General features: G+C 72.6%; 14 protein-coding genes. 8 read left to right on the forward strand and 6 right to left on the reverse strand.

What is annotated here, in order from left to right:
• Positions 1 to 47: 47 nt before the first annotated feature.
• The gene (locus ABEA34_RS00795; protein WP_345518268.1) at positions 48 to 1,130 is read left to right on the forward strand and encodes an LCP family protein; all 1,083 of its coding nucleotides are present in this window, start codon (positions 48 to 50) and stop codon (positions 1,128 to 1,130) included.
• Here the strand turns inward: ABEA34_RS00795 and ABEA34_RS00800 are convergent.
• The 5 genes from ABEA34_RS00800 to ABEA34_RS00820 all read right to left on the reverse strand — a co-directional run bounded on the left by ABEA34_RS00800 (position 1,127) and on the right by ABEA34_RS00820 (position 10,162).
• On the reverse strand, positions 1,127 to 2,149 hold the full coding sequence (locus tag ABEA34_RS00800) for a glycosyltransferase family 2 protein (RefSeq protein ID WP_345519105.1): 1,023 nt from the start codon (positions 2,147 to 2,149) through the stop codon (positions 1,127 to 1,129). The two genes, ABEA34_RS00795 and ABEA34_RS00800, sit on opposite strands and share 4 nt — an antisense overlap.
• A 209-nt stretch (positions 2,150 to 2,358) precedes the next feature.
• Entirely contained in the window at positions 2,359 to 4,536 is a 2,178-nt protein-coding gene (locus ABEA34_RS00805; RefSeq protein WP_345518270.1) for a glycosyltransferase, read from the reverse strand.
• Between the two features lies 1 nt (position 4,537).
• Positions 4,538 to 6,265 (reverse strand): glycosyltransferase, encoded by a 1,728-nt coding sequence (locus ABEA34_RS00810; protein WP_345518271.1) that lies wholly within the window; start codon positions 6,263 to 6,265, stop codon positions 4,538 to 4,540.
• Positions 6,262 to 8,403, reverse strand: coding sequence for an acyltransferase family protein (locus ABEA34_RS00815; protein WP_345518273.1), 2,142 nt, complete (start codon positions 8,401 to 8,403; stop codon positions 6,262 to 6,264). The genes ABEA34_RS00810 and ABEA34_RS00815 overlap by 4 nt, the downstream gene beginning before the upstream one ends.
• A 1-nt stretch (position 8,404) precedes the next feature.
• On the reverse strand, positions 8,405 to 10,162 hold the full coding sequence (locus ABEA34_RS00820; protein ID WP_345518274.1) for a glycosyltransferase family protein: 1,758 nt from the start codon (positions 10,160 to 10,162) through the stop codon (positions 8,405 to 8,407).
• Positions 10,163 to 10,300: 138 nt separating this feature from the next.
• Here ABEA34_RS00820 and ABEA34_RS00825 point away from each other — a divergent pair, with 138 nt between their 5' ends.
• The 5 genes from ABEA34_RS00825 to ABEA34_RS00845 are packed head-to-tail and all read left to right on the forward strand — an operon-like array spanning position 10,301 to position 15,845.
• Positions 10,301 to 11,821, forward strand: coding sequence for a glycosyltransferase family 4 protein (locus ABEA34_RS00825; RefSeq protein ID WP_345518275.1), 1,521 nt, complete (start codon positions 10,301 to 10,303; stop codon positions 11,819 to 11,821).
• Positions 11,818 to 13,089, forward strand: a complete 1,272-nt coding sequence (locus ABEA34_RS00830) for a nucleotide sugar dehydrogenase (protein WP_345518276.1) — start codon at positions 11,818 to 11,820, stop codon at positions 13,087 to 13,089. The genes ABEA34_RS00825 and ABEA34_RS00830 overlap by 4 nt, the downstream gene beginning before the upstream one ends.
• Positions 13,086 to 13,949, forward strand: coding sequence for an ABC transporter permease (locus ABEA34_RS00835; protein ID WP_345518278.1), 864 nt, complete (start codon positions 13,086 to 13,088; stop codon positions 13,947 to 13,949). Before ABEA34_RS00830 ends, ABEA34_RS00835 begins: the two co-directional genes overlap by 4 nt.
• Positions 13,942 to 14,724, forward strand: a complete 783-nt coding sequence (locus ABEA34_RS00840; RefSeq protein ID WP_345518280.1) for an ABC transporter ATP-binding protein — start codon at positions 13,942 to 13,944, stop codon at positions 14,722 to 14,724. The genes ABEA34_RS00835 and ABEA34_RS00840 overlap by 8 nt, the downstream gene beginning before the upstream one ends.
• A complete protein-coding gene (locus ABEA34_RS00845; protein ID WP_345518282.1) occupies positions 14,721 to 15,845 on the forward strand; it encodes a glycosyltransferase in 1,125 nt (374 codons plus the stop codon). Before ABEA34_RS00840 ends, ABEA34_RS00845 begins: the two co-directional genes overlap by 4 nt.
• A gap of 7 nt (positions 15,846 to 15,852) precedes the next feature.
• Here the strand turns inward: ABEA34_RS00845 and ABEA34_RS00850 are convergent, their stop codons facing one another.
• On the reverse strand, positions 15,853 to 16,830 hold the full coding sequence (locus ABEA34_RS00850) for a hypothetical protein (RefSeq protein WP_345518284.1): 978 nt from the start codon (positions 16,828 to 16,830) through the stop codon (positions 15,853 to 15,855).
• Positions 16,831 to 17,042: 212 nt separating this feature from the next.
• Here ABEA34_RS00850 and ABEA34_RS00855 point away from each other — a divergent pair, with 212 nt between their 5' ends.
• The gene (locus ABEA34_RS00855) at positions 17,043 to 18,263 is read left to right on the forward strand and encodes an inorganic phosphate transporter (protein WP_345518285.1); all 1,221 of its coding nucleotides are present in this window, start codon (positions 17,043 to 17,045) and stop codon (positions 18,261 to 18,263) included.
• Positions 18,260 to 18,565, forward strand: coding sequence for a hypothetical protein (locus ABEA34_RS00860; protein WP_345518286.1), 306 nt, complete (start codon positions 18,260 to 18,262; stop codon positions 18,563 to 18,565). Before ABEA34_RS00855 ends, ABEA34_RS00860 begins: the two co-directional genes overlap by 4 nt.

Consider the following 18,565-nt stretch of genomic DNA (forward strand, 5'->3'; position numbering starts at 1 on the left):
AGGCTGAGCGCACAGTGTCTCGGGGACACTCCCTGGAAGGACCTCAGTTGTCGAAGGCGACCCGCCACCAACGGCGCAACGTGCTGCGGGTCATCCTCGTGACCGAGCTCGTCATCGCGCTCCTCACCGGCGCGACCGTGGTGTTCGCGTACAACAAGGTCGACAACCGGATCGACACGGGCGACGACATCGTCCACCAGGTGGCCCCGCCGAAGAAGCGTGCCCTCCCGACCAGTGCCCTCAACATCCTGGTCCTCGGCACGGACACCCGCTCGTGCGCCGGCTGCGGCATCGACCACGAGTCCGGCAAGGGCGGCTCCGACCTGACGATCCTGCTGCACGTCGCCGAGGGCCGGAAGTCGGCGTACGGCATCTCGATCCCCCGCGACACCCTGGTCGACCGACCGGCGTGCACCGCCGAGGACGGCACCGCGGTCCCGGCGGCCACGAGCGTCATGTGGAACGACGCGCTCGCCGTCGGCGGACCGGCGTGCACCGCCGCCCAGGTCGAGGCCGTGACCGGCGTCTACATCGACGAGTACCTCGTGATCGACTTCGCCGGGTTCAAGGACATGGTGGACGCGATCCACGGCGTCGAGGTGTGCCTGCCTGCCGCCGTCGACGACACGGAGCACAACATCCACCTCGACGCCGGCACCCAGACCCTGCACGGCGAGGACTCGCTCGCCTACGTCCGCCAGCGCAGCTCGACGCCCAACTCCGACATCGGCCGGATGCGGCGCCAGCAGGCGTTCATCGCCTCCATGCTGTCGAAGGTGACGTCGGCCGGCACGCTGACCAACCCGACCAAGGTCTACAACTTCGCGAAGGCCTTCGCCGGGTCCATCACCACCAGCCCCGAGCTCTCCAGCGTCAGCAAGCTCTACAAGCTCGGCCTGTCGCTGCGCGGCGCCAACCTGGACAAGATCCGGTTCGTGACCGCGCCCACCACGGACTTCCCGATCGACGACCCCAACTGGGGCCGCCTGCAGTTCACCGACGCCGCTCCGGCGCTGTGGGCGAAGGTGAAGAAGGACGAGCCGCTGGGCACCCTGGGCAAGGGTGCGATCAGCGGTCAGAACAAGAGCGGCTCCAAGGCAGAGGCAGCCACCAACGGCCTCTGCTCCTAGGCGTTGTCTGCGCGAGCGAGCCGGCGCCGTACCCGGAGCCGGCGCTGCGGCCGGGGGACGGACCGGAGGAACCCGGTGCCCCAGGACAGGTGCATGGTCATCACCACGAGCGGGAGGAGCGCCTGGACCCGCCACGGCAGGCCGCGCCCGATCAGGGTGCTGGCCCCCAGGACGCCGAGCGCGTAGCCGACAGGCGCCAGGAACCCGGCGAGGAGCCACGCGAAGACGGTCAGGTCGCCGGCGAGGGTCGCGGCACCGACGAGCCCGAGCAGGGTGCCGAGCGCCACGATCGCGGTCACGGCCGGCGCGGCGAGGTAGCGGAAGCTCGCCGTGTCGGGGTGCTCGTCGACGATCTGCCGGCGCCACTGCCCGGAGCCGAAGAACTGGCGCCGCAGGGCGGCGAAGTCGCGCCGCGGCCGGTAGGTGACCGCCAGCTCGGGGGTGAACCAGACGACGTGGCCGGCCTGTCGGATGCGGTAGTTGAGCTCCCAGTCCTGAGCGCGGCGGTAGTGCTCGTCGAAGCCCCCCAGCTCGACGAGGACGTCGCGGCGGAAGGCGCCCAGGTAGACGGTGCGCGCCGGGCCGGGCTGACCGCCGACGTGGAACTTCGACCCGCCGATCCCGAGCGGGGAGGACATCGCGGCGGCCACGGCCTTGCCGAACGGCGTCTCGCCCTCGACACGCATCATGCCGCCGACGTTGGCGGCCCCGGTGGTCTCGAGCAGGTGGACGACGTCGTGCAGGTAGCCGGGTGGCAGCAGGCCGTGGGCGTCCACGCGGACCAGGTACGGGTGACGAGACGCCGCGATCGCGGCATTCAGCGCGTGGGGGGTGCCCCCATCGGGGTTGTCGACGAGGATGATGCGCGGGTCGCGAGCGGCCAGCGACGCGGCGATCTCCGCGGTCCGGTCCTTGCCGGGTGCGACGGCCAGGACGATCTCGATCTCGCCCTCGTAGGCCTGGTCGAGCACGCGGCGCACGGACTCCTCGAGGTAGCGCTCCTCGTCGCGCACCGGCATGACGACCGACACGGGCGTGGCTACGCGGACCCGGTGCGCGGGTTCCTTCCGCGGCTCCGGAAGGGCCTGGCTGATCACGGAGCTGCTCACGTTGCATTCCTTCCGTGCACCCGGTCCGACGATTTCTGTACTGATCTTATGTACTTACTGTACATACGCTGAGGCGTCCCGGACAACCGACAGGCCGACGGGCCGACGGGTGACCGCTCTCACCCCAGGATCTGGTCGTACGTCGAGCCGACGATCTCGACCAGCGAGGACCAGTCACGTTCGTTCTGGACCCAGGTCCTGGCCGACTCGCCGAGCTTCGACCTCAGACTGGCGTCGTCGAGCAGACGCTCGATGACGCGCGCGAGATCGTCGGCCGAACCCTTCTCGAACACCAGGCCCGTCGTGCCGTCCGACACGATCTCGGTCAGCGCCGCGACCGAGGACACGACGACCGCCTTGCCCATCGCCATCGACTCGAACGGCTTGATGGGCGAGATCAGCTCGCAGACCGGGAGCGGCAGGCGCGGGAACGGCGTCACGTCGAAGAGCGACAGGTACCGACCGACCTCCTCGTGGGGCACGCGTCCGGTGAACGTGACCACGTCGCCCAACCGGAGCCGGTCGGCGGCGGCGTGGACGGTGGACTCGTGCGGGCCGTCCCCGACCACGACCAGGTGGAAGTCCGGCGCGCCGTCTCCCCCGCGCCGCGCCTTGAGCAGCGCGACCGCCTCGAGGAGCAGCTCGAGGCCCTCGTAGTCCACCAGTCCCCCGGCGTACCCGATCACGGTCCTGCCGCGCACGCCGAGATCGCGCTCGAGATCGGCGTCGCGCTCGCGCGGCTGGAAGAGGTGTGTGTGGACACCGTTGGGCAGGACGACCAGCTTGTCCTCGGGGACGCCCTGCGCCACCATCTCGCGGCGCAGCGCCTCCGTGATCACGAAGACCTTGGCGGCGCCCGTGCACGACGCGAGCTCGACGGTCTCGAGGAAGCGGCTGCGGTCGGTGCCGGCGAAGGCCGGGTCGCGGGAGACCTTCATCAGCGACTCGAGCCCGCGCATCTCGTAGACGTACGGCACCCCGAGCTGGGCCGCGGCCTGACGGGCGGCGAGCCCGTTGACGTGGAAGCTCGAGGCGTGGAGCAGCGCCGGGCGGTGCCGCCGGGCATGGGCGACGAGCGCCGCGGCGTACCGGTCGACGTACGACGTGAGCGGGTACTGCGGATACGGGCCGGGCACGCTCGCGTCGAGGACGCGGTGGTAGCGGATCCCGTCCACGACGTCGTGGTCGGCGACCCGCCGGGGGTCCGACTTCGACCAGCGGTCGTACGGGAAGCCGAGGCGCGTGACGGCCTCGACGTCCCAGCCGAGGCCGGCCAGCCCGGTCAGGATGCCGTGCGAGCGGGTCGCGTAGCCGCCGGACTTGTGCGGCAGCGACTGCGCGAGCACCGAGAGCACCGCACGCGGGCGGGGCTCGAAGCGCGGCCGGGCGGCCGGCGTCGGCGCGGCCCAGCCCTCGCGCTCCACGCGCAGCTGGTCGTGGGCGTTGGCCCAGGTCTCCTGGGCGAACCGGTCGTCCGGGTAGCGCGCCAGGGCCTGGCCGGCGAGCCGCAGGGCGGGCTCGGTGTAGCCGGCGCTCAGCGCGCGCGAGGCGGCCCGGCGCAGCTCGAGCGCCGCCGCCCGCCGCTGGGACATCGAGGTCGCCGCCGCGATCCGCCGGTCGGCGTAGTCCGCGAGCCGCTGCCAGTCACGGCGCCGGTCCAGGCCACGCGCGACGACCGGCAGGGGCTGCCGGAGACGGTCGGTCGTGCGCGCCAGCACGGCGTCGACGTCGTCGGTCGACGCCGCCACGATCTCGAGCTCGGCGTGCACTGCCGAGATCTCCTCGTCGAAGCCGGGCAGGCCCCACTCCAGGAGATGGGCACGGAAGCGCGCGACGTCGGCGTGCTCCGCGCTGCGGAGCACCGTCAGGACGGCCGCGACCTCGGCCCGGTTGCGCGGCTTCGTGTCGACCAGCGACGCGATCGCGGAGGCGGCGTCGTCCGCGCCGGCCGCGAGCGCCAGCCGGGCCAGGACGAGACGAGCACCGAAGCTCCCGTCACCGCGCGCGGCGAGCCGCGCCGCCGCGAGGGCCTGACCCAGGCTGCCGGCGCGCTCGTGGACCTCGGCCGAGAGGACCCATGCCTGCGAGGCGACGGGCGAGCCGTCCAAGTAGGGCGCGACCAGTGCCAGGGCCCCGTCGGGGTCGCGGTCGGCGACCAGCTTGCGGCGAGCCTCGGCGACGTGGGCGCGGCCCACGAGCGACTGCGCCCACAGCGGTCCCTGGCCGGAGGGCAGGACGACGGAGACGGCAGCCGCCCGCCGGCGTACGGCCCGCTTCACCCGGATGCGCACGGACATGTCACACCTCCACGTGGGTTCGAGGATCGCCGTAGAACGCCAGCCGACCCGATGCGGTGAAGAACGTCGCGTCCTCGACCGTCCAGGTGTGCGTGGTGCGGTCGTCGCCACGGACGCTGACGAAGTTGAACCGGTCGGCGGACCAGATCGGCACGCCGGCGGTGATGGCCCGGTCGAGGATGTCGGAGTCCACGGCCCGCGGCAGGTCGGCGAACTCGAGGTCGCGCAGCACGTCGGCGGTGAACAGCATCGTCCCGCCCTGGATCCGACGGGCCCAGGCGCTCTCGAAGTCGGGGTAGCGCAGCACCACGGCTCCCGTGCTGCGCAGCCACACGTAGTGCGCCCACTTGCCGGCGATCCCGGCGCCCTGCGCCTCGAGCGCCTGGACCAGGTCGGTGAGGTAGTGCGTCCCGTAGTAGTTGTCGTCGTCCATCTTGGCGATCAGGTCGCCACCGGCGACCTGCGCGCCACGGTTGAGGCAGGCACCGAGCGTCAGGTGGCTCGGCGCCTCGACGACCTGGAGGTCGGGGACGCCGTGGTCGCGGGCGCGGGCGCGCAGCTCGGCGGCCGGGAGCTCGATCCCGTGCAGCACGAGCACGAGCTCCACGGAGCGGTGGGCCTGTCGCCCGATCGACGCGAGCACGTTGTCGATCTCGTGGGGCCGGTTGGTGGGGACGACCGCCGAGACGGTGGACTCGGCCGCCGTCGGCTCCGGTCGACCGACCGCCGCGAGCAGCTCGCCCGCCCGGTGGGCGAACGTGTGGCGCTCGAGGACCGCACGACGCTGGACGAGCGCCTCACGGTCCGCCAGCTCGGGCTGGTGGAGGCGCGCGACGACCTCGGCGCGGACCTCGGTGGCACCGCCGGGGGTGGCCGCAACCAGGCCCTCGGGCAGGTGCAGGCCGGCCAGGGAGACGACCGGCGTGCCCGCGGCGGCGGCCTCGAGGACCGTCCAGGTGTCGCCGGGCGTACGGCGCGGCCCGTCGACCACGACCGCCGCCGCGGCGATGGCGTCGACGACGCCCGTGTGCCGGGTGGTGTGGGCCAGCTCCGTGAGGGGGCGTGGCAGCACGCCGCGTGCCGGCAGGTCGTGGTCGAGCAGGAGCACGTCGAGCTGATCGACCAGCGGCCGGAGCGCCGGGGCGACGGCGGTGGCGACGAGACCGGCGGCGAGGGCGTCCGGGGGCCCGGCCGACACCAGGACGGCCCGCGGCTCGGCACCGTCGCCGGCCCGGTGGTCACGGGCGAGGCGTCGGGCGGTGGCCGCGGGCGCGAGCAGCCGGGCGTGCGGGACCAGCTCCTGCCAGGCCTCGAGGAGGTCGGCGACGAAGACGACGCTCGCCGCCTCGATCAGCCCCGCCACGGCAGCGGTGCGGTCGGCGCCGCTGGGCGGCCGGCCGGACGTGATCCAGAGGACCACCGGGACCGACGACCGGTCGGCGGCCGCGAGCAGGGCGACCACCTCGGGCTCCGCCGGCGGGCCGAAGCCCGGGACCACACCGTCGACGAGCTCGACCAGCAGCAGGTCGGCACTGCCGAACGCGACGGCGTCCGGCGTGACCGGCCGCTGGCGCCACTGGTCCGCGAGGCCCGCGCTGAGCCGGTCCGACGCAGCGATCGCGACCCCGAGGTCAGGGCGGGCGACGCCAGGCGCGGGTGGCACCTGCCAGCTCGGCGTGGGCTCGGCGACGAGGCGGAGCCGGCGTACCCGATCTCGAAGAGCACTCACGACGACACCCCCGCTCGCTCGAGGGCGGAGTCCAGCCGCGGGGCCAGCGTCTCGATGTAGGTCTTGGTGATGTGGGATCCCTGTCGGTAGACGAGCACGTTGCCGATCACGGGCGCGCAGGTGCTGGTCGGGCAGATGAAGTCGGTCAGGTCGATGAAGGGCACGTCGGCCTTCTTCGCCGCCGCCTCCTGGGTGGGTGCACCGCTCGCGGCGATGCCGCGGTCGCGGTCGTAGGTGCAGGCCGTCAGGTCGTCGGAGTGCTCGTCCACGCACGCGTAGACGTCCATGAAGGTCTGCGGCGTGTCCGCGAGCGAGATCACCTTCACGCCGGCCCGGTCGAGCTCGCCCCAGGTGTCGACGAGCGCCTGCTGCATGGCGTCGCCGCTGAGCTCCAGGTCGCCGTCGCTGCCACCGACCACGCCCTCGCTGCGCTGGCCGACCGTCACCACGACATCGGGGTGGCCCGGGCCCGTGAGCTTGGCCATGACGTTGTCGGTCCACTCCCGGCAGGTCTGGTAGACGTCGCCGTTCATCGAGGTCTCGATCGTGACGAACGGGCAGGCGGACTTGGTGTAGGTGACCACGTGCCAGTCGTGCTGCTTGGCCAGCAGCTGGAAGGCGGGCACCCACTGCGCGGCCTTGGAGTCGCCGACGACCGCGATCGTGGTGTCCGCGGCCTTGTCGCCGTAGCTGCAGGAGACCGGCTCCGCCGACTCGACGGCGGCCTGGCACCCCTGGGCGTACAGGTCGGGGACGTCCTTCGGGGCACTCAGCGGGTCCGGGGTGATGCCGCCGGTGACCTGGGCGACCGGGCGCCCGGCGGCGTCGGAGGCCGGGTGGTCCGACAGCACGGCCGCGCCGCGGGCGTTGCCGACGACGGCGCTCGTGGTGCTCGCCTGGGCGAAGAGCGCGACCAGGACCAGCCCGGCGGCGGCGCCGACGAGCGTGGCATTGGCGCCGACGCTGAGCGCCATGCGGGAGTCGCGCAACCGCTCGGAGCCGCGGATGGGGTTCTCGACGAGGTGGTAGGTCAGCCAGGCCGGGATGATCGAGAACACGACGATCCCCATCCCGACGGGGACGGAGATGCCGTCGAAGTGCTCACGCGCGACGATCAGCAGGGGCCAGTGCCAGAGGTAGAGCGAGTACGTCAGGTAGCCGAAGAACATCATCACCCGGTTGCCCAGCAGCAGGACGGGACCCGCTCGGCCGGCGGCGGTGCCGCCCGCGATGATCAGGCCGGCGCCGACGGTCGGCAGCAACGCGGGCGGGCCGGGCCAGGTCATGTCGGTGCTGTAGAGCCGGCCGGCGAGCAGCACCATCACCAGCCCGGTCCACGCCAGCCCCACGCCGAGCCACTGCGGCATCCGGTCGAGCCGGGCGATCAGGATCGCGACGAAGGCACCGATCGCGAACTCCCAGATCCGCACCGAGGTGTCGAAGTAGGACCGCTCCGGCTGGACCGCCACCTGGTGCGCGGACCAGAGCAGGGACGGCACGGCGATGGCCGCGAGGCCGGCCAGGAGCACCACGTTGCGGCGGATGCCGGTGCGCGCCGCGATCAGCACGACGGCGAGCAGCAGCAGCGGCCACAGGAAGTAGAACTGCTCCTCCACCGCCAGCGACCAGTAGTGCTGGACAGGGGACGGCGTGACGTCCTCGGCGAGATAGTCGACCGAGCGGTCGGCGAGCCGCCAGTTCACGAAGTACAGGGACGACGAGAGGATGTCGCCGCCGATCACGTCCCACTTGATCCGGGGCACCCACAGATAGGTCATCGCCGCGGTGGCCACGAGGACGACGGCGCTGGCCGGCAGCAGCCGCTTGGCCCGGCGTGCGTAGAACCCGAGCAGCGAGACCTTGCCGTCGCGCTCGACCTCCTTGAGCAGCTGACCGGTGATCACGAACCCGGAGATCACGAAGAAGACGTCGACGCCGACGAAGCCGCCGGGGAAGAGCATCAGCCCGGCGTGGTAGGGCAGCACGAGGAAGGTCGCGACCGCCCGCAGGCCTTCGATGTCCCGTCGGATGCGGCCGCCCCGAGGCGCCTTGCCGAATCCGGCGTCCGGCGGGCTCCCCGGCTTCGCCGGGTCGGGTGGCGTGGCGCGGTCGGCGCCACGGTCGACGGTCAGGGTCATCTCAGACCTCCGCGAGTGCGTAGGGGTCGGCGACGTCGAGGACCTGCGACGAGCGCGCCTTGATCTCGTCGTCGGTGATCGTCCAGGTGTGCCCGGTGGGATCGGCCCGGCGGACCGAGACGAAGTTGAACCGGTCGGCCGCGTAGACGGTGAGGCCGGCCGCACGGACCTTGGCCAGGAACGTGGTGTCGACGGCGCGCGGCAGGTCCTCGAAGCGGAGCTGCTCGGCGAGGGTGCGCCGCATCAGGAGCGTGCCACCCTGCACCTGCTCGACGAAGCGGTGCTCGGCGTGGCCGAACCGGAGCAGCGTCTCGCCGCTGCCCTCCAGCAGGACCAGGTGGGCCCACTTGCCGACCACGTCGGCCGCGGAGTAGTCGAGCGCCCGGACCAGGTCGGTCAGGTAGTGCGTGCCGTAGAAGTTGTCGTCGTCCATCTTGGCGACGAGGTCGCCGGTGGCCGCGTCCACGCCGAGGTTGAGGCATGCGCCGAGCGTCAGATCGGCGTCCGCCGGCACCAGCGTCACGGCCGGTACGCCGGCGGCCTCGGCGCGGCGGCGTACGTCTTCCTCGTCGAGGACGAAGCCGTGGGTGACCAGGACCAGCTCGAGGGCGCGGTGCGACTGCGAGCCGACCGCGTGCAGGACGTGGTCGAGCTGCTCGGGGCGTCGGGTCGGCACGACGGCGCTCACCGTCGTGGTGCGCGAGTCGGCGGCCAGCGGCTCGATCCCGACCGACCGCAGGACGGTGTCGACCCGCAGCGAGTAGGTGTGCTCGTCGTAGACGCGGCGGTGCGCCTGGAGCGCGGTCCGGTCCCGGAGGTCGTCGTCGCCGAGCAGCAGGTCGAGGGCGGCGCGGGTCTGGCCGGCGTCCTCCACCACGGTCACCGTGCTGCCGAAGAAGGGCTCGATGCTCGCGGCCGGGGCCGACACCACCGCGGTCTGGGCGGCGGAGAGCTCGAAGAGCCGCCGCGAGCACATGGTCTTGCTGCCGGTGACCGAGTTGACGTTGAGGAAGACCTTGTAGGCGGTGTACGCCGCGAGCATCCGCTCGTAGGGCAGCGAGCCGACGACGTGCTGGCGGTAGGGGCGCGGGAAGCGGTAGCGGCGGTCGCCCTTCTGCATGCGCGACCAGATGTGCAGGTCGTGCTCGATCGCCGGCCCGAGGACGTACTCCATCTGGGCCCGCCGGTCGGGGTGCTTCTGCGCGAACCAGGTGCCGGCGAAGGCCACCTCGTACGGGCGCCCGCGCAGGCGGCGTACCGGGTTGTGGATCCGCGGCTGGGCCGCGAAGGGCAGGAGCTCGATCCGGTCGTGGCCGAGATCACGCCGGTAGTCCGGGATCCGGTCGGCGTCGACGGTGAAGACCTGGTCGAACAGCCGGGCGGTCTCGAGGAACTTGTCGTAGTTGGGCGGGTCCTCCTTGTTCCAGAAGACGGTCGGGATCCCCTCGCTCCGGCACCACGCGACCAGCGCGCGCAGCTCGTCGCTGGGCTGGTCCTCGCGCGTCATGTGGAGGCGCCAGCGGCCGTCGTTGCCCTGCCAGGCAGACTCGACGAAGAGCAGGTCGGGCCGCTGCCGGCCCAGGACCCGCTCCCAGTCGTCGGGACCGAAGGTCACCTGGGCCCACTCGTAGCCGAGCGCGAGCTCGGAGAACGGGTCGAGGATCACCGCCACCGTGAGCTCCGGACGGGTGGGTGCGGTCACCGGCAGGGGGTACGACGCGAGCCGAGGTCGGCGCCGGCGGCGCTGGAACGGAGACATGCGCACGACCTTTCGTTCTGCGAGCGACGACACGGTGATCAATTGAGGTAACTGTAGTTGTTTACTATAGATTGACCCCGACCACATAATCGATCATCGGCGCGCCTCACGTCGCACGGATGAACCCCAGGGGAACTGATGAGAGGAACGACGTCCGGCCGGGCGCTGCGTGCTGCGCGCGCGCTGCGCAACGGACCCGCCGCCGTCACCGTCGCCACCCGTCACCTGGCCCGGGGCAGCGACCACGTCCAGACCGTCCCGCAGCCGTGGCTCGGCCGGGAGGCCTACCGCTCGGCCCAGTCGGCGTTGCGGGACGGCGACCTCATGCTCGCGCGCGACCGGGCCGCGCGCGCCGGTCTCGCCGGCCGGGTCCTCGGCCACCTCGTCGACGGCGAGCTCGGGACGCTGAGCCCGACGGTGCCCGACGGCCCCCGGACCCTGGCGCCCCGCTCAGCCCCCGGGACCACGCGCGTGCTGCACCTCGTGTCCAGCGCCCTGCCGGAGATCGTGGCCGGCTACACCCTGCGGACACAGGGAATCGCGAGCGCGCAGCAACGTGCCGGCCACGACGTCCACGTCGTCACCCAGGTCGGCTTCCCGGTCACCCGCGGGCACCTCGCGGCCGAGGCCGAGGTGGTCGTCGACGGTGTCCCCCACCACCGGATGCTCCCGGTCCGCCTCCCGTTCCGCGCTGACGTCGCGCTGCGCGCCGACATCGAGGGCGCCGCCCGCCTGGTCCAGCGGCTCCGGCCGACTGTCTTGCACGCGCACAGCAACCACGTCAACGGCCAGGTCGGGCTCGCCCTGCGCAGCCGCTTCGGCATCCCGCTGGTCTACGAGGTCCGCGGCCTGCTCGAGGAGACCTGGCTCAGCCGGGGCGACGGCCGGCACTCCGCCGCCTCCGACTTCTACCGGCTCAACCGCGCGGCCGAGACCGCCGTGATGCGGGCCGCCGACGTCGTCGTCGTGCTCAACGAGGCACTGCGCGACGAGGTCGTCGCCCGTAGGGTGCCGGCCGAGCGCGTCCACGTGGTGCCCAACTGCGTCGACCGGTCCTGGCTCGAGCACCCGGTCGCCGAGCCCTCCCCCGGCCGGCAGACCCTCACGGTCGGGCTCGTCGGCACCCTGAACGCCTACGAGGGCCTGGACGTCCTCGTCGACGCGGTCGCCGCGCGCCGGGCGGCCGGCAGCGACGTACGCCTGCTCGTGGTGGGCGACGGAGCCGCTCGCGCGGACCTCGTCCGCCTCGCCGCCGACCGCGGTCTCGGCGACGCGGCCACCTTCACGGGCCGCGTGCCGTACGCCGAGGTGCGCGCGGCCTACGCCCGGCTCGACGTCTTCTGCCTGCCGCGCCTCGACCTCCCGGTGACCCGGCTCGTGCCACCGCTCAAGCCCGTCGAGGCCATGGCCCTGGGCATCCCGGTCGTCGCGTCCGACCTCGCGCCCCTGCGCGAGCTCGTCGGCGAGGACCGCGGCATCCTCTTCCCGGCGGGCGACGCCGGCGCACTCGCCGCCGCGCTCGCCGGACTCGCCGACCCCGACCTACGCCGCACGCTGGGTGCCGCCGCGCAACACTGGGTGGCGGAGACACGCACCTGGGAGGCGGCGGCCACCCGCTACCAGCAGATCTACGCCCTGACCCGAGGAGAGAACCCGTGACCGCAACCTTCAGCACCGACCTGGTCGTGGTCGGCCTCGGCTACGTCGGCCTGCCGCTGGCGCAGGAGGCCACCCGGGCCGGCCTGCGCGTCGTCGGCCTCGACGTCACGGAGTCGCTCACCGCGAGCCTCAACGCCGGCCGCTCGCACGTGGACGACCTCAGCGACGACGACATCGCCGCCATGGTCGCCGGCGGCTTCCGCGCGACGACCGACGCCGGCGCGCTCGCCGACACGGAGACCATCGTGATCTGCGTGCCCACCCCGCTCGGCGCCGAGGGCGGCCCCGACCTGGGGGCGGTCCGTTCGGCCGTGGGGGCGGTCGCCCAGCACCTCCGCCGCGACCAGCTGGTCGTGCTCGAGTCCACGACGTACCCCGGCACGACCGAGGAGGTCGTCCAGCCGATCCTCGACGAGGCGACCGGGCTGACCGCCGGCATCGACTACCACCTGGCCTTCTCCCCGGAGCGGATCGACCCGGGCAACGCGACCTGGGGCCTGGCCAACACCCCGAAGGTCGTCGGTGGGGTCAACGCCGCCTCGACCGCACGGGCGGCGGGGTTCTACGGCAAGTTCGTGCACACGATCGTGGAGGCCGCCGGCACCCGCGAGGCCGAGACCGCGAAGCTGCTCGAGAACACCTACCGGCACATCAACATCGCGCTGGTCAACGAGATGGCCCGCTTCTGCCACGAGCTCGGCATCGACCTGTGGGACGTGATCCGCGCCGCCTCGACGAAGCCCTTCGGCTTCCAGGCGTTCTACCCCGGCCCAGGCGTCGGCGGGCACTGCATCCCGATCGACCCCAACTACCTGTCGCACAGCGTCCGCGCCAAGCTCGGCTACCCCTTCCGCTTCGTGGAGCTCGCCGAGGAGATCAACGCGACGATGCCGTCGTACGTCGCGCACCGTGCCCAGAACCTGCTCAACCAGCACGGCAAGGCCGTGCAGGGCGCGTCCGTGCTGCTCCTCGGCGTGACCTACAAGCCGGACATCGCCGACCAGCGCGAGTCCCCGGCCGTGCCGCTCGCCCGACAGCTCGACCAGCTCGGCGCGCACGTGGTCTACCACGACCCGCGGGTCGAGGCCTGGGACGCGGGCGTCCCGGTGTCGCGGGCGACCGACCTCCCGACCGCGCTGGCGTTCGCCGACCTGGTCGTCCTGGTGCAGGCGCACAGCGAGTACGACGTACCCGCCCTGGCTGCGCAGTCGCGGCTGTTCTTCGACACCCGCGGTGTGACCACCGGGGACGAGGCCCACCGGCTGTGACGACCCCTCCGACGAGCAGCCTCTCCGCGCTTGCCGCCGAGCACGGACTGGTCCGCGTCGGCGTCCGCCCGAGCCTGCCCGACTACGTCCGCCAGGTCTGGGTGCGCCGCCACTTCGCGGTGGCCCTGGCAGGCTCCAAGGCGTACGCCCGCAACCAGGGCAGCTACCTCGGCCAGGTCTGGGCCGTGCTCACCCCGCTGCTGTGGGCCGGGGTCTACCTGCTGATGTTCGGGGTGGTCCTCCAGACCGACCGCGGGGTCGCCAACTACCCGGGGTTCCTGGTCATCGGCGTGTTCCTCTTCCACTTCGGCTCCGCGTCGATCCAGAGCGGCTCCAAGGCGGTGACCAACAACATGGAGCTGATCGGCTCGCTCCAGTTCCCGCGCGCCCTGCTGCCGATCTCCGCGGTGCTGGCCGAGCTCTTCACGCTGCTGCCGTCGCTCCTGGTCCTGACCGTGATCGTGCCGGTCACCGGCGACCCGGTGCAGTGGTCCTGGCTGCTGCTGCCGGTGGCCGTCGGCCTGATGTGGATCTTCGGCACCGGCGTCGCGTTCGTGCTGGCGCGGGCGGTCGCGCAGACCCGTGACCTGGCCCGGCTGGTCCCGTTCGGGCTCCGGGTGCTGATGTACGGCTCGGGCGTCTTCTTCTCGATCAACCACTACGTCGGCAACCCTGCGGTCGTCTCGGTGCTGCAGCGCCAGCCGATCGCGGTCTACCTCGAGCTCGGCCGGGGCGCGCTGCTCGCCGACGTACCCTTGAGCCCGGCGACGTGGCTGTGGGGCATCGGCTGGGCCGCCGTGGCCGTGGTCGGCGGCTTCGTCTACTTCTGGCACGCAGAGGAGAAGTACGCCCGTGGCTGAGCGCCCGTCCCTCGTGGTCGACGACGTCCACATCCACTACCGGACCTTCGGCGGACGACGTCCCACCGGGTCGTCGTGGATGGGCGCCGTACGCCGTCACGTCGGCTCGGTCGACCTCGTCAAGGCGGTCCGGGGCGTCTCCTTCGTCGCCCACCACGGCGAGTCGATCGGCGTCATCGGGCACAACGGCTCCGGCAAGAGCACGCTGCTGCGGGCGATCGCCGGCGGCCTGCCGACCGCGTCCGGCGCGATCTGGGCGGACGGCTCCACGGCCCTGCTCGGCGTCAACGCCGCCCTCATGCGCGACCTGTCGGGCCACCGCAACATCGTGCTCGGCGGCCTCGCCCTCGGCCTGACCCCCGCCGAGATCGCCGAGCGTCACGACGAGCTCGTCGACCTGGCCGGCATCGGCGACTTCCTGCACCTGCCGATGCGGGCCTACTCCTCCGGCATGAGCGCCCGGCTGCGGTTCGCGATCTCGTCGGCGGCCCGCCCGGACCTGCTCCTCATCGACGAGGCCCTGGCGACCGGCGACGCCGAGTTCAAGCAGCGGAGCCGCGAACGGATCGACGAGATCGTCGGCGAGGCCGGGACCGTCATCCTGGTCAGCCACTCGATGTCGACGATCCGGAGCATGTGCGACCGGGTGCTGTGGCTCGACCACGGACGCCTGGTCGCCGACGGGCCGACCGTCGACGTGCTCGAGGAGTACTCCGCGCGCACCGGGCGGCCGACCGCCCGGCCCACGCCGCGGCGTACCCAGGAAGTGTCGTGAGCCGCCGGCTCCGTGCTCTCGTCGTGACGGTCGTTCACCACCCGGAGGACGCGCGGATCCGGCACCGCCAGATCGCGGCGCTCCTCGACGCCGGGTGGCAGGTCACCTACGCGGCGCCGTTCTCCGGCTACCCGGCGGCGTCCGCCACCGACCCGGCGCTGACGACGGTCGACCTCCCCCGCGCCCGCGGCCGCCGCCGGGTCCGCGCCCTGCGCGCCGCCCGCACCCTGCTCCGCACCGAGGGTCCGCGCCACGACGTCGTGCTGCTCCACGACCCGGAGCTGCTCCTCGCGACCTGGCGGGTCGACCTGCCGGCCGTCGTCTGGGACGTCCACGAGGACGCGGCCGCCAGCATGGCGATGAAGCCCTGGCTCCCGTCCGTCCTCGCAGCGCCGGCGGCCCACGCCGTACGACGGCTGGAGCGGCACGCGGAGCGGCGCTTCCACCTGCTCCTCGCCGAGGACCGCTACCAGGACCGGTTCCGGCGGCCGCACCCCGTCGTGCCCAACACGACCCGGGTGCCGGCGTCGTTCGTCACGCCTGATGACCCGCGCGTCGTCTACGTCGGGCACCTGAGCCGCGCGCGTGGCGTGGTCGAGCTCGTCGAGACCGGCGCACTCCTGCACCGGCGCTCCGACGGCCGGCTGCGGGTCCAGCTCGTGGGCCACGCGGACGCAGAGGCGACGGACCTGCTCGCCGGCGTCCTGCCCGGGGTGGAGTGGCTCGGCTTCCGGCCGTACGCCGAGGCGATGCGACTGCTCTCCGGCGCGACGGCGGGGCTGTCCCTGCTCCACGACGAGCAGAACTACCGGGTCTCGCGGCCGACCAAGGTGGTCGAGTACGTCGCGCACGGCGTACCCGTCGTGACCACGCCGCTCCCGGAGGCGACCGACCTGGTGGAGCGGACCGGTGCCGGGGTCGTGGTGCCGTTCGTGGACGGCCGGGCCGATCCCGTCGCCGTCACGGACGCCGTCCTCGCGCTCGACGCCAACCGCGCCACCCGCCTGCGGATGGGGGCCAGCGGGCACGCCTACGCGCTCGAGCACCTGGACTGGACGCGTCACGCCACCGACTTCGTCGACCACCTGTCCCGCGCGGCGGGCGCCCAGCTGGTCCCTTGACGCCGGGTCAGTCCGACACGATCGAGGTCAGCTCCGACGGAGCGTGCACCACCACGTCGGCGCCCCGCACGTGCTCCAGGCTGCCGCGGATCGCGAACGCGGGCCGGCACGACCGCGCCCTGCTCACGCGCACGACGGACTTGCTGAACACCATGGCGTGGTGGACGGCGGCGGTCACCCGCCGCAGCTGGGAGAACACCTGGGTCCTCGCACACGGCGAGCCCCGGGCGTCGAGCTGCACCGCCGAGACCGTCAGCCGGACCACGGTGCCCTGGGTGCTCACCCGGGACGAGCAGAGCTCCCGCCCGATCGTCGTGGAGTCCCGGCTCCCCCCGACGGCCGAGCAGGTGGTGACCTTGTGGTCGCTGGTCAGCTCGAAGGAGCGACGGGCGTGCACCCTGGCGACCGTCGCGATCGGGGTCCACCGCTCCTGGCCGTCCAGCACCCGGGACCGTGCATCCGTCTCGACCGACCGCGCCCACGAGCTCATCGGCTCGCTCACCGAGAGCGACGAGCCCGCGGCGACGGACCACACGTTGCTCGACCGGTACCCGTGGGACGACGGCCGCGGTCGGAGGCCGCTGGCGAGGAGGACGCACTCGACCATGCCGGTGCGCGGCACGACGTACACGAAGCGGGGCTTGAAGGTCGCCGACGTCCCGCGCCGCAGGTTCTCGGTCGCACTCGCCCTGACCACCTTGCCGTTGTCCGGCGAGCAGATGATCGACGCCGACGCCATCAGCAGGCTGTCGGAGGTCGACCGCGACTGCCGCGCGATCACCTGCGCGGCGACGTAGCGGCGCTCGCCGGCCCGGGCCCAGAACGTCACGGAGAAGACCCGGACCACCCGACGGGGGTCGGAGCTGGCGCGGTACGCCGGGACCTGGCGACCCGAGTCGGCACTCGCGTCCCGGACGGCCGACGGCGGCGCGGCCGCAGCGGGCAGCACAGCGGCCGTCGTCACCAGCAGCCCAGCCGCCGTCACGACGGCAGGCAGCACCCTTGCACCCCACCGCACCCTTGCGCACCCTTCGTCACACCCGCCGCCCACGGTAGACACCGGTTGTTCCGCTGTCAGACGAAGGCGCGAAATGCCCCGTTCACCGCCGGGCCGGCTGGGCGACGAGAGCATGAACGTCGGACGAACTCGTCCGGCCAGGCGTTTCGGCAGGCTCCCCGACGGCGCACTGTGAGGTCGTGACAGCCGCAACCCTCATCCTCGTCCTGGTCATCGTGACCGCCCTGGCGTTCGACTTCACCAACGGCTTCCACGACACCGGCAACGCGATGGCCACCTCGATCGCCACCGGTGCCCTGCGACCCAAGATCGCCGTCGCCCTCTCCGCCGTGCTCAACCTCGTCGGCGCCTTCCTCTCGGTCGAGGTCGCGCTGACCGTCACGAACTCGGTGATCAAGATCCAGGACTCGTCAGGTGCTCCCAAGTCGGACCTCACGTCCGACGGCGGGTACGCCCTCCTGCTGATCATCCTGGCCGGGCTCGTCGGCGGGATCGTGTGGAACCTCGCGACCTGGGTCATCGGCCTCCCGTCGTCCTCCTCGCACGCGCTCTTCGGCGGCCTCATCGGCAGCGCCATCGCCGCCCTCGGCATGAGCGGGGTGAACTGGAACGGCGACGGCAGCAAGCTGGACGGCGTCATCGGCAAGGTGCTCCTCCCGGCGGTCGCCTCACCGGTGATCGCCGGCGTCGTCGCCGCGGTCGGCACCTGGCTCATCTTCCGGGTGGTCGCGGGTGTCGCCGAGCGGTTCACCGAGACCGGCTTCCGCTGGGGCCAGGTCGGCAGCGCGTCCCTGGTCTCGCTCGCCCACGGCACCAACGACGCCCAGAAGACCATGGGCGTCATCACCCTCGCCCTGATCGCCGGCGGCGAGTGGAGCGACACCGGCTCGGTGCCCTTCTGGGTCAAGCTCAGCTGCGCTCTGGCGATCTCGGCCGGGACGTACGTCGGCGGGTGGCGGGTCATGCGCACCCTCGGCAAGGGCCTGGTCGAGCTGCGGTCGCCCCAGGGCATGGCGGCCGAGAGCTCGTCGGCCGCCGTCATCCTGGTCTCCAGCCACTTCGGGTTCGCGCTGTCGACCACCCAGGTCGTGACCGGGTCGATCATCGGGAGCGGCGTCGGCAAGCCCGGCGCCCAGGTCCGCTGGGCCGTCGCCGGACGGATGGTCGTCGGGTGGCTGTTCACCCTCCCGGCCGCCGGCCTCGTGGGCGCGGCGATGTGGTGGCTCGGCGACCTCCTGGGCGGGTACGCCGGCCCGATCGCGATCGTCGCCATCCTGCTCGCGACCTCCGGGTTCCTCTACTTCCGATCGACGCTCCAACCGGTGTCGGCCGACAACGTCAACGACGAATGGACGGGTACGCCGAAGGCGGCCCGGTCCAAGGAAGGCGCGCCAGCATGATGGACAACCTCCAGTACGCGTTCGACGGAGCGTGGCGAGTCCTGCTCGTCGGCCTGGTCTTCGGCGCCGGTCTCCCACTGGTCTTCGCCCTCGGGATCCGCTCCTTCGCCTGGGGCGCCGGCGGCACGGCCGAGGTCAGCGGCGCGGCGGGCAACCCGGTCGGCAAGCTGCTCGCCGGCCTGTGCCTCGCCGTGGTGCTCGCCGGCGTGGCGCTCGGCATCACCATCATCGCGGCCACCGGCTTCGGCAAGGAAGTCTCGTTCGAGCACGGCTACCCCACGATCGTGGCGAAGGAGGGCTGA

The sequence above is a fragment of the Nocardioides conyzicola genome (assembly GCF_039543825.1).
GTDB lineage: Bacteria > Actinomycetota > Actinomycetes > Propionibacteriales > Nocardioidaceae > Nocardioides > Nocardioides conyzicola.

Coding starts and splice junctions, on each gene's coding strand:
- ABEA34_RS00800 (WP_345519105.1), bottom strand. CDS start 2,149: ATGCCGGTGCGCGACGAGGAGCGCTACCTCGAGGAGTCCGTGCGCCGC.
- ABEA34_RS00805 (WP_345518270.1), bottom strand. CDS start 4,536: ATGTCCGTGCGCATCCGGGTGAAGCGGGCCGTACGCCGGCGGGCGGCT.
- ABEA34_RS00815 (WP_345518273.1), bottom strand. CDS start 8,403: ATGACCCTGACCGTCGACCGTGGCGCCGACCGCGCCACGCCACCCGAC.
- ABEA34_RS00820 (WP_345518274.1), bottom strand. CDS start 10,162: ATGTCTCCGTTCCAGCGCCGCCGGCGCCGACCTCGGCTCGCGTCGTAC.
- ABEA34_RS00825 (WP_345518275.1), top strand. CDS start 10,301: ATGAGAGGAACGACGTCCGGCCGGGCGCTGCGTGCTGCGCGCGCGCTG.
- ABEA34_RS00860 (WP_345518286.1), top strand. CDS start 18,260: ATGATGGACAACCTCCAGTACGCGTTCGACGGAGCGTGGCGAGTCCTG.